Below are 17,146 nucleotides of genomic sequence, written 5' to 3' on the forward strand. Positions count from 1 at the left end.
AAGAGGAGGATGAAGGTTGCTTACTTGGGTATTTATAAGTGGTTTAATCGTGATCATAGCTGGTCTGATGGCGGGCTTAGTTATGCTTTGGAAAATTCCTTATGTGACAAGGAAACAAACACAAGAAATTAGTGACATCATGATATCCATCATTATACCGGCCAGGAATGAGGAAGAACGGATAAAACCATTGTTAGAATCGATTGCCTTGCAACAATATAGCAGATATGAATTGATCGTGGTCGATGATGACTCTGCGGATCAAACAGCACACATTGCACGTCAATATCATGCAAGCGTCCGAAGTAATAACACATTGCAGGATGGTTGGATTGGGAAATCATCAGCCTGCTGGACAGGGGCGAATCACGCGCAAGGTGATTATTTGTTATTTTTAGATGCAGACACACGTTTTACCGATGAAGAGAGTTTAGGTAATTTGGTTTCCTGTTATCAAGAAAAGGGGAGCAGTGGCATATTGTCGCTCCAGCCCTACCATACCATCGAGCGTTTCTATGAAAACTTGTCTGCTGTTTTTAATATTATTGTAATGGCAGGGATGAATGTGTTTACCCCATTTCGCGAAAAGTTGGAGGTTGCTGGATCGTTCGGTCCTTGTATTCTATGTGCAAAGGAAGATTATTTTCGTACAGGTGGACATGAAAAAATTCGTGAAGCGGTAATGGATGACTTAGCACTTGGTAGTCTTTTTAAAGAGAAGGGCATGCCGGTACGTTGCTATAGTGGGCGGGGAGTCATTAATTTTCAAATGTACCCGGACGGTATTCGACCATTGGTAGAAGGGTGGTCTAAGAGCTTTGCTACTGCTTCGCAATCCACGCATCCTCTTGTAATGGGTGCGATCATCAGTTGGATTAGTGGTGGATTTATCAGTTTTCCTTTTCTCGTTACTGCTCTGTTCACCGAATCCCTGAATTGGATTATTTGTGGTTTGATCGTATATTTTCTTTATATGCTGCAACTGTATTATTCAGCAAATCGGACAGGGAGTTTTCATTTTGTATCGTTTCTGTTCTTCCCTTGCTTATTCTTGTTTTTTTCTGTGATTTTTGGGAACTCTTTATATTTAACGTATATTCGTCATACCGTAAACTGGCGTGGTCGTAAAATAAAAGTCTGAGGTGTTAGGACTATGCAATTAATAGATTTAGGAAATATGTGGACGATTATCTTAGATATTTTGATCTGGGGCGTCATTCATATTGTTATTTCCCTCATCACATTAGCAATTCGGGAGGAACATTTTAGAAAAAATAGTGGATTATATCAGATCAGAAGCTGGGAACGAGAGGGAAAGTTTTGGGGCAATAATTTTAAGATAAAACGCTGGAAACATATTGTACCAGATGGAGCAAAATTATTTAAAAAAGGTTTTCAAAAAAAAGAGCTGCTGACGCTTGATGTAGTTTATCTGGAAACATTTATCAGGGAATCGCGAAGAGCAGAATTAACACACTGGCTGTGTATTCCCCCAGCTCTTCTCTTTTTTTTATGGAATCCTCCGTGGGCAGGGACGATAATGATTGTGTATGCACTGGTGGTAAATATACCTATTATTATGCTGCAACGATATAACCGTGCAAGACTACAACTTGTTGTGAAAAGAAAAAAAGGTAAGGGAAGGCTGGTTATGTAATGGGTTCAGCTTTTTTTTATATGAAAAGCAATAAGACCTCATTTCTATAGCAATCAACAAGGGCTGAATGTACTTTTTGTCAGTAAGGCTGAAGAGGAGAATGCGAAGCCGATAATTTTATTGAAAGTCTAAAGATTATATAGTTTAAATTAGAGGGCTTTTCGTCATAATCTAACTCATTCTGTACATAATAAACGAAGAATGAATTATTTGGGAGGATGCAGATGAGTGACAAAAATATACACCTGACGTCTGGCGAGATTTCTTCGTTATGGATGGGCTACATGAATGACAGTATGGCGAACAGTATCTTGCGTTTTATGCAGAAACATATAGAGGATGAGGATATAAAAACAGTAATCCAGTTGGCGTATGACATATCAGCCAACCATCTTGACGAATTACTGGCTATTTTTGAACAAGAGCATTATGCGAAACCAGTGGGGTTTACCTCTAGTGATGTGAAGGAGGATGCCCCTTGGCTCTATACAGATTTATTTTGTTTAAGCTACGTCACTCATATGGCGAAAGTAGGAATGGTGACTTATAGTGGGTTAGTTGCCATGAGTGACAGGGAGGATATCCGACTTTATTTTATGGATGCTCTTAAAGAAACGACGAAGCTTTTTCATCAAGCATCTGAGATTGCGCTATCCAAAGGTGTAAATGCAAGGCAACCATATATTGAAGTACCTAAAGAAGTAACTTATATAGATAGTAAACAATATATGAGGGGTTTAAATCCATTACATCACAAACGACCATTAAATGCTACCGAGATTTCGTATTTATACATGAACATTCAGACAAATACGATTGGGGTAAAGTTATGTCTTTCTTTCGCACAGACGTCTCCGATGAAAGAAGTGCAAGATTATATGTTACGAGCAAAAGAAATCGCCAAAAAGCATATCAAAATTTTTGGGGATATTCTTTTAGAAAATGATTTGGAAGCTCCACAAGTTCCGGATGTATCGGTTAGTGACTCGACTTCTCCAACCTTTTCCGATAAATTAATGATGTTCCATATGTCACTTATGATTTCATCGGGAATCGGTAATTATGCTACTGCAGCTGCTGCCAGTCAACGAACTGATTTGATGGCAAATTATGAACGGTTGTCTGTAGAAGTGGCGAAATTAGCCAAAAGCGGAGTAGATATCATGATCAAGAACAATTGGTTAGAGGAACCACCAGGGACGAAGAATCGAGAGGAATTAGCGAAAAATAAAAGTTAATGCATCAAAAAACAGTCCATTTGGAAGGAGGCATCGCGCTATCCTGCAAAATGGACTGTTTTCATTTTAGCTTAGTTGAAGTGGTTTTTGTCATAATCATTTGCAAAAGTATTCCAAGAAAAAGTCCAGGCAGTACACTTAAAATGGGCAGCCAAATAGGCCCGAATAAAACGTCAAACAAAGTGAAACTTGAGGAGAAGATCGTTCCAATTGTTACAGAATAAGCGCAACATACAAAGGGGAAGAAAGCAAACGGCTTGTTACCACCGCCAGCGTCTTTATAAGCATCCCATATAGCAAAGAAATACAAACAAGGATAGAACATCAGCCATTGGAACTCGGCCGTCTCAATAGCGAGATCAATTTGCCCATAAAAACTGTAAATAATGATATCGTTTATATTGGCCTGTACATTGATAATCATTTCCAGGCCTATTAATACAATCCCCTTTACCAATTTCCCATTGAGTATTTGTCCGAATCCTGGTAATGCAATGCTCCAGAACATTACCTCAGCAACTTTCATTTTTCTCAGCCTTTACTAGAATAATGGTTGTATTAGAGAAATAAAGGGGAATTTTCTCTTTGAATGATATATCGTAAATATAGACATTCAATCGTAGCACCTACTTTTCTTTATCCAAAAGATTAGTCTTCTTTCTTCCAAATAGGATCGCCGTTCTTGTGCAGCTTTTTATTGATTTTATAAATAACAAAAGGTACTAAAAAAGTTAAGATCGAGCAAATCAAAATTAACTTATCAGGTAATCTTCCAATGATATTCTCCCACATGATCCTCTCTCCATTCATTGATCTTTTGCTTTATCGGAAGCACCGATGTTTCGTACAATAGCGTCTGAAGACACTTCTACCGTTGTGTTGTTTGAGAATATCTGTTCACCTTCTTCCCAATTGTTCTCGATTTTTTCCCAGTCATTATAGTGTTTCTGTCTTAAGATATTACGAAAGCCGAAAATATCGACTTGTAATTCCTCCTGTCCTTTTCTAATCGTAGTGGTAATGATTTGTTCGATTCTTTTATTAATTTGTGATTCGATTTTGTGAATATATGACTGGTCCAGCAGTGTTCTGCTGCCAAACATTTCGGCAATCGAACCTTCTGTATCAACTGATACCGTAACTTGAATATCGTCTGGGTTAACTACATTGATGTTGACTGAACTGCTGGCGGTATTAATTTCGTATACCATAGGATGACCATCTATGTAAAAAAGTATGATGCCATTAGTAACATTCCCTCTGATTAAATTGAGTCCTTTAATGTCATCTCCAGTAAGGGAACCAACCTTTTGATCTGCTTTCCCATTAAAAACAGCGATACTGTCGTATTGAATATAACCATCATCTGATAATGATAGGAGTGGGAGGACATAACTGCTTTCGTTTAATAAATACCGGTGCAGCTCTCCCACTCGTACGGGTTCAATTAATTCTAATGATTTCACGTTATTTTCCATGATAGTATCAATTAATCGTGAAGGAAGCTGTTCTGTATCTGATTTGACTTCCAGTATTTCTTTCGCAGCTCCTTCCGCTACCATCACTTTTATTCCTCTACGCATTTCATGATCACGGATAAAGCCATCGACAACACTGGAAAACAATTCAGATTCTTCTGCGATATCTGTTGAAATGACCAAGATTTTTAAATGTTCATAGTTCGGAATCAGGCTAGTAAGGCTTAACATGTTTCTGGAAATTTGGAATGAACTTTGGCCAGAGACAGAAATATTTTTGAAAGCAGATTGTTCACCACCACCTTGCCCTTGACTCGGATTTGATAATTTATCTGGTATAACAAACTGACTGGTAAGTGTTATATCATACAAACCGTTTTGACTATTATCAGATGTGTCGAGTGCACTTCCGATCACAAAACCTCGTTCGTCTATGGGTGATTCATCCCAGCAGCCTGAGAGTATACATAAAGAAAAGCACGAAATAAATGTTAGAAAATACTTCATGTCACTTCACCTTTCTAATCTTTGCGATGATAGATAATAAAATAACAACAAACGCTGTATATAGAACCGAACTGTACCCGATAAAGGATGAAAACTGCGAAACCTGCACTAATTCCTGTGGTAACATACCGGCAATATAAATAATCGGCGTAATAATAAAAATCAGGATCACTTTAGCCGTATTTTTAAAAATGGATTGAAGTGCCAGGACAGCTATATCTAATGCCATTGAAGTCGTATTAAAAATTGCCATGATCCAAATAACAAAGAACAAAGATTCAAAACGTTCCAGAATGCCACCGGGAATTTCTACAATTTTAGCCAGTTCTACAGTCGGATATTGAAGATTTGCCGTGACAGAGGTTCCAAAAACTAATATACAAGTTAAATATAGAGCGAAGTATAACAGAATGGGGATACACATACCGATTACTGCCAGCTGCGGTGTTTTTTCCGGCTTCTTTACAAGTGTGATATAAAACCACAGAATTCCAAAACCTGCATAAGACAATACACTGCTTTTTACAGCATCAAAGTAACTTGTCAGATCTGTTTCAAAAGCAGGTAATAAGAAACTGGGATGCATCCATTTAATATTAAAAACAATTACAATCACAGCGACAAATAAAACAAAGGGTAAGAACATTGTATTTAAACGGAATAATGCGGTCCTGGAACCTGCTACCGCATAAATAATTAATAATAAAAAGGTAAATGAAATGACTTCAACGGGTGTTTCTTTTAATAGATAGTGCTTGGATATGTCAGCAATCTGTCGAATCTGTAACGCCGTTATCCCCATTGATAAACAGGAGAACAAGAAAGTAAGCATCATCGCGATTGGTCGTGTAACGATCGCGGATGAATAGGTGAAAAAAGACTGATTGGGAAAACGGGCTGATAATTTAGCGACAGACCAAGTGATAACCATCGCGATGATCCCTCCAATTAATAAGGCAACCCAGCCATCGGATGCCGTTGTTACGGAGGCAATATACTTTGGCAGAGAAAGTACGCCGATACCAATCACAAAGGAAGGAACAGCAATCAGAATTTGTTTGTCAGAAATTTGTTCGTCAGCATATTCAAACTTTTTCATTACTTATTTCTCCTATCCGTTGTCTCCTTATCTCTTGTTTGCATATAAACAGGTCTTCTGGTTAATTGCGGGATGGGTTCACGAAAGATCAGATCTTCCCAATCCTTAAAGAACGTTGGCGCAAATGGAGTGGAGTATGGAACCCCTATACTTTTGAGGTTGGCAATATGAATATTTACCATAATATAACCAATAATAATCCCATAAAGGCCAAACAATCCCGATAATATGATAAAACCGAATAATATAATTCGAAATGCTATAGCAATACTGTAGGCTGGTAAGGCAAATGATGCAATCGCATTGAGAGCGACTACAATGACCATGATAGGACTTACGATACCAGCTTGTACTGCTGCGTCCCCTATCACCAGACCACCTACAATTCCAATTGTCTGACCAATGGTTCTTGGTAATCGTGCACCAGCTTCACGTAACAATTCCATGGTGATGGCCATTAAGAATGCTTCGACTAGCGGTGTAAATGGAACACCTTCCCTTGAAGCTGCAATCGAAAATGCTAAATTGGTAGGAATCATCCCTGGATGAAACGAAACTAATGCAATATATAAGGAAGGTAAAAAAATAGCAATAAAGGCTGCTATATAGCGTAAAATTCTAAGTAAAGTACCAATCGTCCATCGTTCATAATAATCTTCAGGAGATTGCAGAGAATTACCTAACGTTAGGGGAGCGATTAAAACGAAAGGGCTCCCATCCAGCAAGATAACAACTTTTCCCTGCAATAATGCAGCAGAGGCTTTATCTGGCCGTTCTGTGTTCATAATTTGCGGGAAAGGAGACAGATAGTCATCTTCAATCCACTGTTCGATAAAGCCTGATTCTGGTGCATCATCGGTATCGATAGCAGCTAGTCTTCGATTAATTTCTTTTAAAATATCCGGATGAATCACATCAGCAATATAGGCTACCACAAGATTTTTCTTAGATCGTCTTCCGATCTGATGTGTTTTAAATCGCAAATTTGGATCCTGGATATAACGACGCATTAAAACCATGTTCGTTCGTAAATCTTCGACAAAACCATCTCTAGGTCCGCGGATGACAGATTCGGATACAGGTTCTTCTATCGCGCGTTTGTCCCACCCTTGTGTCCCGATAATAAAAACTTTATCCATCCCGTCAAGATATAGAATTGTACTCCCGGTTAAAAGGGAATGGGATATATCATCGAGCGTATACCCTATTTGAAGGGTGGAACTGGATAGAATCTCTTGATTTAATACATCGAAAAGCGCTTGTTTATCATCAGGTATTTCTCTTCTCTCGGTTTTCAGCTGAATATTTTCGATAATATTATTACGTACATACTTGCTGTCTGCTAACCCATCAATATAGACGGTAGCACAAAGATGCTGTGAGCCTCGTACGGTGAATGTCCGCACGTGCAAATCGTTCGGTTCATCTAATAATTTCTTTATAATAATAAGGTTGTTTTCTAATGTTTTTTCTATTTTATTAGTATTTGAATATTCATCTTTATTTCGTTTTTGATTAAACAGCTTTTTGCGAATGATAACCACCTCAGATAAAAGCATTCCTATTAACTAATTTTTCTCCAACTTTAGTCGGTTCTATACTTGGAGAAGGTTCTTATCTAAAATAGTTGTTTTTTACAGTAGTTAAAGGCAGAGGTGAGTTTTGACTTCTTTTCTATACTCACCTATAATGAGAAATTGTGCTTAAACTGGATGGGCAGGTGAAATTATCACTAAATTATATAAAAGTATTTGGGAAAGAGCGAGTTGCTGATTGTCGAGAGATAGAGCTGAATTATAATAAATTCGAATTAGGTTAAGATAAACGCAACGTATGAAATATTAGGAGGAAAACAATGCGTGACGATATAGAAAAAAAGAACAAATTGGATTGGGTTTCCTTTAGCATTAGTGGAGGCATTCTCATTTTATTTGTCCTCGCTTCTGTTTGGGATGACCAATTAACTGGTCAATGGATTAATGAGAGCTTTAACTTTTCAGTGAAGTATTTTGGAGCTTATTGGCAAGTATTACTGCTAGCGACATTTGTGATTGGATTAATATTAGCTTTCTCTAAATATGGAAAAGTACGTCTCGGTAATTTGGTTAAACCGGAAAATGATAATTATCGTTGGATTTCGATGATTTTATGTACACTTTTAGCAGGTGGAGGAGTTTTCTGGGCAGCGGCAGAGCCGATGTATCATTTCATTACAACACCGCCGTTATTCTCAGGGATGGAAGCAGGATCGATGGAAGCTGCATTCCCGGCAATGGCACAAAGTTTCTTACACTGGGGCTTTTTAGCGTGGGCAATCTTAGGTACCCTAGCGACCATTGTATTAATGTATGCTCATTACAACAAAGGTTATCCACTTAAGCCGCGTACATTATTGTACCCATTGTTTGGTGAGAAAATTTTTCATAAAAGTGTTGTAGGTACGATTGCAGATATTGTTTCAATTGTGTCCGTTGCAGCAGGTACGATTGGACCTGTTGGCTTTCTAGGTCTGCAAGTTGGATATGGTTTGCAAGAAATATTTGGCATTCCTGATACGTATTTTACGCAATCTCTTATCATTATCTTTTTAGTAGTGATTGCGTCCATTTCAGCAGCAACTGGTATTGAACGAGGCATTCAATTACTGAGCCGGATAAATGTTGGCTTTGTAGTTGTTTTAATGGTTGCAATGCTGATCCTTGGACCAACATTGTTCATTATTGATCTGTTTATTGGTTCACAAGGCTTTTATATACAAAATTTCTTGACGATGAGTCTGTATCGTGTTGACCAAGGCTGGCTTGGCTACTGGACGATTTTCTTCTGGGGCTGGTTTATCGGTTATGGTCCGATGATGGCTATCTTCATCAGTAGAATCTCCCGTGGTAGAACGATCAGAGAGCTAATTATCGCTGTTTCCATTATCGCGCCAATTGTCAGTAATTTTTGGTTCACTGTTGTTGGTGGATCGGGTATTTTCTACGAAATGCAAAATGGCGGTTCGGTTTCCACTGCGCTTAACGAAAATGGTATGCCGGCAGCAGTAATGGCGATTATGAATCAAATTCCGCTTGGTTTCTTGTTGTCTGTAGGTTTCTTAATTGTGACGATTATCTTCGTGGCGACGACAACAGATTCAATGTCCTATACGGTTGCGGTAACATTAAGCGGAACCGATGAACCAAATCGCTTCATCCGTGTCTTCTGGGCGCTTATGTTCGGTGTTGTCGCTGTTTGTTTACTAGCAATTGGCGAAGGAAGTATCACGGCACTGCAAAACTTTATCGTCGTAACAGCAGTCCCTGTATCCTTACTGCTGCTTCCAGCACTGTGGGATGCACCGAAAATTGCTGCTAAGATGGCAAGAGAACAAAAGATTGTGGAAAAGAAATAGAATAGGTCAACTAGAAAAGCCACTGCTTATCAACCAAGATAAGCAGTGATTTTTTTATGCTGAGGCGATGAAGAAGCACGATGTAGTGAAAATTTTTAAAAACATATAAATGTCAGTGGGTTCCTATCATATGGATTGAAATAGGCTCGGCTTCCTGTGGGATCGGGCCATAGCCGTCAAGCTGAGGAAAAGAGTTAAATGTTCGGCCTATCATATAATCCATTCTTATGGACAGTTGAAAAGGAAAAGGGCAAAAGTTGTCTATAAGAATGAATCTTATGGACAGTTGAAAAGGAAAAGGGCAAAAGTTGTCTATAAGAATGAATCTTATGGACAGTTGAAAAGGAAAAGAGTAAAAGTTGTTCATAAGAATGGATCTTATGGACAGTTGAGAAGGAAAAGGGCAAAAGTTGTCTATAAGAATGGATCTTATGGACAGTTAAAAAGGAAAAGAGTAAAAGTTGTCCATAAGAATCAAAAATATGACCACTCAGGGAATAGTATAGGTAGTTATCATCAACGAATATAAGTATACGTAAAAGTATACATGTATTCATTGATGATATTCAGTTTCTATTGGTTAAGATACTGTTTTAAAATTTGCAAACCTAGCCGCAACTTATCCATAGATTTGGCAGATGACAGGGCAATGCGTAAATACTTATCAGGTGTTGTCTGGCCACTTAGGAAGCGGTCTGAATGAAAAGCGCGAATGCCTAGTTCTTCTAATCTTAGTTCCATTTGATTGCTGTGTTCCTGAATCGGAAGCCAACGATAAAAACTAAGCGGATGTCCGTTTGGCTCGCTGGTTGGGAAATACTTGGAATAAATATCATTTGCTGTTTGTGCCAGCTGTTTCTTTTTGGTGATAATTTCATGCGCTTTACCTGACAGAATTAGCTCAGTAATAATCTCCACATCTAATGAAGAGGTTTTAAGATTTATATTAAAAATAGCTCGCAGAATCTTCTCGCGCAACACATCTCCATACACCATATAGGCAACTCGTAAACCTGAGCAAATCGATTTCCCGGTACCACAAATATAAACCGTCTGTTCCGGAAGCAGTTCAAACATCGGCTGCTGATAATCAGGAATAATGCCAGCTGTTAGGAAGGCATGGATATCATCCTCAATCAAAATTAACCGATGCTTACGGATGACTTCGGCTAGTTCGCGTTTTCTAAAATCCGGAATCATAATAGTAGTAGGGTTACTGCAGGATGGCATGAGAAAAATACCGTGAATATTTGTTTTGTTGCACTGCTTTTCCAGCTCTTCGGCTGACATTCCATACATATCACTAACAATAGGGACGAGTTGAATCTGATACATTTTGGCTAATTCGATAAAATTGGAATACGTGTATAAATCTGTTGCAATCCGATTTCCAGGCTCAAACAACGCCGACAAACTGATAGCCAGGGCATTTTGTGCACCAGAAACAATCGCTACATGGTCCTGGTCGACATTAATACCGAACGATTCCATCCAATTAAGTGCTGCTTTTTTTTGATGGGGATACCAGTCGGATCATTGTAATTAAGTAGTTGTTCCAAATAATTTTTCTTTACGACTTCTTCAATCGTTTCCGTTACCATAGCATTCGTTTGCTCAAAAGAGGCGACAAATCCTAAGTCGATATTGGTAGTGACCTGATCCGTTGAAATCGTAATTGAGCGAGTCGCATTTGCAGAAACAAAGGTGCCACTTCCAGTGACGGCATAGATTAAGCCACGTTCTTCACACACCTTATAAGCACGCGTAATGGTGGTGAAATTTAAATCGAGAAAGTCTGCTAATTCACGTTGTGGCGGCAACTTTGTTCCGGGTGCCAAAAAGCCATTTGTTATTTCCTGTTCCAATAACGTAGCAAGTGACTGATAATAAGGACGTTTCAGCATTTGTTTATCAGGTTTCCAGGACATGGGATAATGATCGAATGAATTTACTGGCATGGTACACCTCACAATTTTTAATCAATACAATTATATCATTGATTGTATGCATATATCAGTCCGAATTTGTCGAGAAATCGAGGCAAACGTCCTCTTTAACGGAAGATATGTGGAAGCAAAAAGAATTGTAATCCATACAATTCTTTTATTTATTGTATGGATTTATTGTGATAAAAATAATATACAGTTCATTTAACAGGATGTGATCGTATGACAGACAGAAATCATATAACAGCAGCGTTACGTTCGGCATTTCCGCTTACCATTCCCATTATGGCAGGCTTTATTTTTTTAGGAATTGCCTATGGAATCTATATGAACTCATTAGGCTTTCATCCTATATATCCGATCTTAATGAGTTTAGTGATTTATTCAGGATCGATGGAATTCTTGGCAGCTACATTATTATTAGCTACCTTTAATCCGCTATATGCGCTAGTTTTAACAATAATGGTTAATGCACGGCATATTTTTTATGGTATTTCGATGCTGGAGAAGTATAAAGGGATGGGCAAAAAGAAGTTTTACCTAATTTATGGTCTATCAGATGAGGCTTTTTCGATTAATAGCACGGCAGACATACCACGCCATATCGACAGAGGCTGGTTTATGTTCTTCGTGACCATGCTTAATCATGGTTATTGGGTAGTCGGTTCCATCATTGGGGCATATTTTGGAGCATTTATTCCATTTAATACAGAAGGACTTGAATTTGTATTGACTGCTTTGTTTGTCGTTATATTGATGGACAACTGGATGAAAGAGAAAAATCATCGGAGCGCAGGTATAGGCTTATGTTGTTCCGTTATCTGCCTTGTTATTTTCGGAGGAGATCTGTTTATTATACCAACTATGTTCGCTATTTTAGCAGTACTCACAATACTTAGAAAACCACATGAGAAAGTCGAGGTCAGTACCGTATGACGATGAGTGTAACACAGCAGGTTATCACGATAGCGATGGTTGTACTAGGGACCATGCTGACCAGATTTCTGCCATTTATTCTATTTCCAGCCGGTAAAACCACGCCGGATTATATTCGCTACCTAGGAAGAGTGTTGCCAACAGCGGTACTGGGTCTTTTAGTGATCTATTGTCTGAAAGATGTAACGTTTCTGTCGGGAACTTATGGCATACCTGAAATGGTAGGTGTAGCATCCGTCGTCCTGATCCATTTCTGGAAGAAAAACATGCTGCTCTCCATTGCATCAGGAACGGTTGTGTATATGGTTATGATTCAAGTAGTGTTTTAACTGAATGAAAAGGTGCTGTAGAAGTACCGCCGCAATAGCCCCAGCGTATTATCTGCTCTTGGATAATACGCTTTTTTGCTTATGTGGGAAAACATGATGACTGTTTTGAAAACAGATAGTGGAACTGCCCAGTTTTTCTTGAGAGTAAGGAAGTAATCATGCTGAACAGGGGGGTTTTTATGGTATGGATTATCTACAGTAGAACATCTGGCGGTGTGGTTATTTTGCTAAAGTTATAAGAGATGATTGGAAGCTTGTAGTTGAGCAGTCGTTCATTTTTATAATCAATAGAAGTTGGAGTGAAGTGTCTACTTTTTTAGTGAAACTTCTACATCGGAAAGGTTTATTTTGTAATAGGATTATATGGAATAAAACCGATAACAGTACGAATTATGGAAAATATTCAAATTATTTCATAGCTGTATGAGAGATGCGGTTAATGGTCAAAAGAGGGAGGCATTCGATCAAAATGTCCTCTATCGTTTAATGGGAAAGGGACCAAAAGTGGGGAGCAGAAGCCAGAGATTTGTATCGTTTAACGAGAAAGGAACCAAATGAGCGAGGAAGGGGCAGGAGATTTGTATCGTTTAACGGGAAAGGGACCAAATGAGCGAGGAAGAGGCAGGAGATTTGTATCGTTTAACGAGAAAGGGACCAAAAGTGGGGAGCAGAAGCCAGAGATTTGTATCGTTTAACGGGAAAGGAACCAAATGTACGAAGAAGAGGCAGGAGATTTGTATCGTTTAATTAGAAAGAAGACAAATGATTATGAAACGGTTGGAAGCTGGTAGGGGGAAGAAACACTCGTTCATTTTTATAATCAATAGAAGTTGGAGTGAAGTGTCTATTTTTAGAGAAAGGGGGACATCTACGTCGGAAAGGCCAGTTTTATAATGGTATTATATGGGATGCAACCGATAATAGTACGGATTATGGTAAAATATTCAAAAAGTTTTATAGCTGCATGCCATATGCGGTTAATGGTCAAAAGAGGGAGGAGGTTTTCGATCAAAATGTCTTCTATCGTTTAACTGGAAAGGGAACAAAAAGGTGAAGCAGTAGCCAAAGATTTGTATCGTTTATAAAGAAAGAAGAAAATGATGGGGTTCCTGTCTGGTATTATTGTCTCCCTGAAGAGCCTGTACCTTAGCGCAGGGCGACACATAAACCACTGGGAAGAACATTGGCTAATAGAAGTGCCCCAACTATTAAATTGTTAGTGAAGACAGGGCGGGTTTATACCTAGTTTTTCTTAATTCGGAAAAATTACTTCACCTGTCGTAGTAATTGTGGTAAGATAAGATTACTACGACAGATGAAGTAAAATAGTGTGTGAAGAAGGGGGATCAGCTTTTTGATTAGTAGTGATGTGATTCGTGGTTACAATGACACCATCATCCTTTATTTATTATTAGAGAAAGAATCGTACGGCTATGAGATTTCCAAAAGGATCAAGGAGCTGTCTGATGAAAAATATATTATTAAGGAAACCACGCTATACTCAGCTTTTAACCGACTGCTGAAGAAAGGTTATATTGAATCCTTTCATAAAGAGCAGACCTTCGGGAAAAAAAGAACCTATTATAAAATTACCGAAGCAGGTCTACAGTTCTACCAGGAAAAGTGTCGAGAGTGGGAATTGACGAAAGATGTGATTAATCAATTTATTAAGGAGGACTTTCGCTAATGGAGACGATTATCAGTTATCTAGATAATATGTTTGCTTCCCTTCCTAAAACATTGGAGATGAAACAATTGCGGGATGAGCTTCTGGCCAATATGGAAGAGAAGTATCACGAATTAAAGCAGGAGGGAAAGACAGAGAATGAAGCGATTGGTATTGTCATTTCTGAGTTTGGTAATATCGATGAAATTATCGAATCTTATGATATTAGCCAGGAGAATCAAACAGGACCGAATCGGCTGCTGACAGAAACAGAGGTTGATGATTACCTTGAAACAAATAGATTAGCAGGTAAATGGATTGGGCTTGGTGTATTGCTTTGTATCGTAGGTTCAGCAATTATAGTCCTTTTTACTGCTTTATTTGAAAGCGGCTATATCGAAAGAAACATTGCGCTCACTACAGGTGTTATTCTATTTACGATACTCGTAGCCATTGCTGTCAGTCTGTTTATCTATGGTGGCTTGAAGCTTGATAAATTTAAATATATTAATAAGCAAATGGATTTTGAAATATCCAGGGAACTCCAATCTAAAGTAGAAATGATGAAAAACAATCAGCAATCAAGATTTGTCGCTGCTCTTATTTGTGGTGTTGCTCTCATCATCTTATCGCCTGCCATTCTTATTTTTATGATGGCTGTAAATGAACAATGGATTATCTTCGGTGTGGTCATTATGCTGGCATTGATCGCCATTGCCATTTATCTATTTGTTTATTTTGGTATGGTACATGGCAGTTTTACGACACTGCTGGAGCGCCCTATGAATAGAGAGGCTGCCGAAAAGGAAGAACGAATTAATGGAGCGATTGCATCCATTATTATGCCATTAGCTGTCATCTTTTTCTTGATTAGCGGTTTCGTCTTTGAGTTATGGCATATCAACTGGCTTGTGTTTCCAATTGCTGGATTGTTAGTTGCTATTTTCAATGCTTCCTATACGCTTTTTTCGAAAAAAGATGCTTAAATATATAATTCCATGACAGACCGGTGATGAACGAATGGTTTTTTGACTTATTTTCCTCTTTATCCTATAATTGATGATCTGTGCTTTTAATCGTAACCTATTTATCCGTACTATTCTTGATGGGTAAAGGTCATGAATAGTAAACCATAAATGGGATCTTACGGTAGGTTAGCAAAATAATATTCATAGAAGTAACGATTATCTGGATTTACTTTAGGAGGAAAATAATGGATGACTATACGAGGAAGAAGAAGGGTTTGGATTGGATTGCATTTAGCATAAGTGGAGGGCTGCTTATTCTATTTGTCATCGCTTCTCTTGTTGATGACAAATTAGTAGGACAGCTGATCAATGATTCATTCTCTTTTACAGCAAAGTACTTTGGAGCCTATTGGCAAGTATTATTGCTGGTCATGTTTATAGTTGGATTAATATTAGCATTTAGTAAGTATGGAAGAGTACGACTTGGTAAAATCGATCGACCGGAAATTGGCAATTTTCGCTGGATTTCCATGATTTTGTGTACACTTTTAGCTAGTGGGGGAGTCTTTTGGGCTGCGGCAGGTCCGATGTATCATTATGTGACAACACCTCCGCTATTTTCAGGTGTTGAAAAAGGAACGATCGAAGCCGCAATACCTGCAATGGCGCAGAGTTATCTGCACTGGGGCTTCTCTGCATGGGCATGTTTAGGTACGCTAACGACGATTGTGCTTATGTATGCTCATTATCATAAAGGTCACCCTCTAAAGCCACGAACTTTTTTATACCCAATGTTCGGTGAGAAAATATTTAAAAACAGTTTTATTGGCTCAACTGCTGACATTGTATCGATTGTAGCGACAGCAGCGGGAACAATCGGACCTATCGGCTTTTTAGGTCTTCAAGTTGGTTATGGGTTGGAAGCAGTATTTGACATTCCGAATACGTTCATTACCCAGGCAATTATCATTATCTTTTTAGCTGTGATTGCTTCGATTTCGGCAGCGACTGGAGTGGAACGTGGTATCCAATGGCTTAGCCGTATTAATGTCAGTATGGTGGTCTTGTTAATGGTTGCCATGTTTATTCTTGGACCAACGCTGTTTATTATAGATTTATTTCTAGGCGCTGAAGCCTTTCACTTACAAAACTTTTTGTCTATGAGTTTATATCGGGTAGACCAGGCTTGGCTAGGATCATGGACGATCTTTTTCTGGGGATGGTTTATTGGTTACGGCCCCATGATGGCAATGTTTATCAGTAAAATATCGAGAGGAAGAACCATACGGGAATTAATTATTGCTGTTGCCGTAATTGCGCCGATTGTTAGTAACATCTGGTTCACTGTTGTCGGTGGTACAGGTATTTTTTCTGAGCTGGAAAACCCAGGTTCTGTATCAAATGCACTTATTGAAAGTGGTATGCCTGCTACAGTGATGGCGATCATGAATCAAATCCCATTGGGTACCGCATTTGCGATTGGATTTATTATAGTATCAGTTGTATTCGTAGCTACCACGGCTGATTCCATGTCCTATACCGTTGCGGTGACGTTAAGTGGAACAGATGAACCTAACCGTCTTGTCCGTGTTTTTTGGGCACTTATGTTTGGAGTCGTCGGGGTGTCATTATTAGCGATCGGAGAAGAAACAGTCGGTATGCTGCAAAACTTTATTGTGGTAACAGCAGCACCAGTTTCATTACTCCTGCTGCCATCACTCTGGGATGCGCCAATCATAGCGAAAAAATTAGCGAAAGAACAACATATTATTAAGAAAAAATAAGCCTGTGACTGAAGAATTTTTTAGTCACTTTAACAGCTGAACCTAACGTGCATTTTCATGTGTGTTAGGTTCAGCTTTTTTCTTATGAGCAGAAAGTATAATATCTCCAGCATGATTATAGCTGTCACACTACTCTCTCATTAA

General features: G+C 38.6%; 14 protein-coding genes and 1 pseudogene. 9 read left to right on the plus strand and 6 right to left on the minus strand.

Annotated elements, in window-relative coordinates:
• Positions 1–16 precede the first annotated feature (16 nt).
• The 3 genes from MUN87_RS19320 (at position 17) to MUN87_RS19330 (ending at position 2,895) form a co-directional block, all read left to right on the plus strand.
• On the plus strand, positions 17–1,141 hold the full coding sequence (locus MUN87_RS19320; RefSeq protein ID WP_244743018.1) for a glycosyltransferase family 2 protein: 1,125 nt from the start codon (positions 17–19) through the stop codon (positions 1,139–1,141).
• A 12-nt stretch (positions 1,142–1,153) separates the two neighbouring features.
• The gene (locus tag MUN87_RS19325; RefSeq protein ID WP_244743020.1) at positions 1,154–1,657 is read left to right on the plus strand and encodes a glycosyl-4,4'-diaponeurosporenoate acyltransferase CrtO family protein; all 504 of its coding nucleotides are present in this window, start codon (positions 1,154–1,156) and stop codon (positions 1,655–1,657) included.
• A 224-nt stretch (positions 1,658–1,881) separates the two neighbouring features.
• The gene (locus MUN87_RS19330; protein ID WP_244743022.1) at positions 1,882–2,895 is read left to right on the plus strand and encodes a DUF3231 family protein; all 1,014 of its coding nucleotides are present in this window, start codon (positions 1,882–1,884) and stop codon (positions 2,893–2,895) included.
• A 61-nt stretch (positions 2,896–2,956) separates the two neighbouring features.
• Here the strand turns inward: MUN87_RS19330 and MUN87_RS19335 are convergent, their stop codons facing one another.
• From MUN87_RS19335 to MUN87_RS19355, 5 genes are all read right to left on the minus strand, one after another.
• A complete protein-coding gene (locus MUN87_RS19335) occupies positions 2,957–3,421 on the minus strand; it encodes a hypothetical protein (protein ID WP_244743024.1) in 465 nt (154 codons plus the stop codon).
• 122 nt (positions 3,422–3,543) lie between these two features.
• Positions 3,544–3,687 (minus strand): hypothetical protein, encoded by a 144-nt coding sequence (locus tag MUN87_RS19340; protein ID WP_244743027.1) that lies wholly within the window; start codon positions 3,685–3,687, stop codon positions 3,544–3,546.
• Positions 3,688–3,701: 14 nt separating this feature from the next.
• Entirely contained in the window at positions 3,702–4,880 is a 1,179-nt protein-coding gene (locus MUN87_RS19345) for a Ger(x)C family spore germination protein (protein WP_244743028.1), read from the minus strand.
• 1 nt (position 4,881) lies between these two features.
• The gene (locus tag MUN87_RS19350; RefSeq protein ID WP_244743031.1) at positions 4,882–5,979 is read right to left on the minus strand and encodes a GerAB/ArcD/ProY family transporter; all 1,098 of its coding nucleotides are present in this window, start codon (positions 5,977–5,979) and stop codon (positions 4,882–4,884) included.
• A complete protein-coding gene (locus MUN87_RS19355) occupies positions 5,979–7,538 on the minus strand; it encodes a spore germination protein (RefSeq protein ID WP_244743034.1) in 1,560 nt (519 codons plus the stop codon). Before MUN87_RS19355 ends, MUN87_RS19350 begins: the two co-directional genes overlap by 1 nt.
• Positions 7,539–7,834: 296 nt before the next feature.
• On the opposite strand from MUN87_RS19355, the gene MUN87_RS19360 reads away from it, so the two are divergent.
• Positions 7,835–9,373, plus strand: a complete 1,539-nt coding sequence (locus tag MUN87_RS19360) for a BCCT family transporter (RefSeq protein ID WP_244743037.1) — start codon at positions 7,835–7,837, stop codon at positions 9,371–9,373.
• A gap of 573 nt (positions 9,374–9,946) precedes the next feature.
• Here the strand turns inward: MUN87_RS19360 and MUN87_RS19365 are convergent.
• Positions 9,947–11,331, minus strand: a pseudogene (locus MUN87_RS19365) (aminotransferase-like domain-containing protein).
• Positions 11,332–11,541: 210 nt separating this feature from the next.
• On the opposite strand from MUN87_RS19365, the gene MUN87_RS19370 reads away from it, so the two are divergent.
• The 5 genes from MUN87_RS19370 (at position 11,542) to MUN87_RS19390 (ending at position 17,002) form a co-directional block, all read left to right on the plus strand.
• A complete protein-coding gene (locus MUN87_RS19370) occupies positions 11,542–12,255 on the plus strand; it encodes an AzlC family ABC transporter permease (RefSeq protein WP_244743038.1) in 714 nt (237 codons plus the stop codon).
• Complete coding sequence (locus MUN87_RS19375) at positions 12,252–12,584, plus strand: branched-chain amino acid transporter permease (RefSeq protein WP_244743041.1); 333 nt, start codon at positions 12,252–12,254, stop codon at positions 12,582–12,584. The genes MUN87_RS19370 and MUN87_RS19375 overlap by 4 nt, the downstream gene beginning before the upstream one ends.
• A gap of 1,354 nt (positions 12,585–13,938) precedes the next feature.
• Entirely contained in the window at positions 13,939–14,271 is a 333-nt protein-coding gene (locus MUN87_RS19380) for a PadR family transcriptional regulator (RefSeq protein WP_244743044.1), read from the plus strand.
• Positions 14,271–15,236, plus strand: coding sequence for a permease prefix domain 1-containing protein (locus MUN87_RS19385; RefSeq protein ID WP_244743047.1), 966 nt, complete (start codon positions 14,271–14,273; stop codon positions 15,234–15,236). Before MUN87_RS19380 ends, MUN87_RS19385 begins: the two co-directional genes overlap by 1 nt.
• A 227-nt stretch (positions 15,237–15,463) precedes the next feature.
• Complete coding sequence (locus MUN87_RS19390; protein WP_244743050.1) at positions 15,464–17,002, plus strand: BCCT family transporter; 1,539 nt, start codon at positions 15,464–15,466, stop codon at positions 17,000–17,002.
• Positions 17,003–17,146: the final 144 nt, after the last annotated feature.

Source organism: Gracilibacillus salinarum, assembly GCF_022919575.1.
Classification (GTDB): Bacteria; Bacillota; Bacilli; order Bacillales; family Amphibacillaceae; genus Gracilibacillus; species Gracilibacillus salinarum.

Bases quoted from the DNA above. Each gene is read 5' to 3' on its own strand.
- MUN87_RS19390 (WP_244743050.1), top strand. From the start codon at position 15,464: ATGGATGACTATACGAGGAAGAAGAAGGGTTTGGATTGGATTGCATTT.
- MUN87_RS19370 (WP_244743038.1), top strand. From the start codon at position 11,542: ATGACAGACAGAAATCATATAACAGCAGCGTTACGTTCGGCATTTCCG.
- MUN87_RS19330 (WP_244743022.1), top strand. From the start codon at position 1,882: ATGAGTGACAAAAATATACACCTGACGTCTGGCGAGATTTCTTCGTTA.
- MUN87_RS19355 (WP_244743034.1), bottom strand. From the start codon at position 7,538: ATGCTTTTATCTGAGGTGGTTATCATTCGCAAAAAGCTGTTTAATCAA.
- MUN87_RS19345 (WP_244743028.1), bottom strand. From the start codon at position 4,880: ATGAAGTATTTTCTAACATTTATTTCGTGCTTTTCTTTATGTATACTC.
- MUN87_RS19360 (WP_244743037.1), top strand. From the start codon at position 7,835: ATGCGTGACGATATAGAAAAAAAGAACAAATTGGATTGGGTTTCCTTT.
- MUN87_RS19325 (WP_244743020.1), top strand. From the start codon at position 1,154: ATGCAATTAATAGATTTAGGAAATATGTGGACGATTATCTTAGATATT.
- MUN87_RS19350 (WP_244743031.1), bottom strand. From the start codon at position 5,979: ATGAAAAAGTTTGAATATGCTGACGAACAAATTTCTGACAAACAAATT.
- MUN87_RS19375 (WP_244743041.1), top strand. From the start codon at position 12,252: ATGACGATGAGTGTAACACAGCAGGTTATCACGATAGCGATGGTTGTA.
- MUN87_RS19340 (WP_244743027.1), bottom strand. From the start codon at position 3,687: ATGTGGGAGAATATCATTGGAAGATTACCTGATAAGTTAATTTTGATT.
- MUN87_RS19335 (WP_244743024.1), bottom strand. From the start codon at position 3,421: ATGAAAGTTGCTGAGGTAATGTTCTGGAGCATTGCATTACCAGGATTC.
- MUN87_RS19385 (WP_244743047.1), top strand. From the start codon at position 14,271: ATGGAGACGATTATCAGTTATCTAGATAATATGTTTGCTTCCCTTCCT.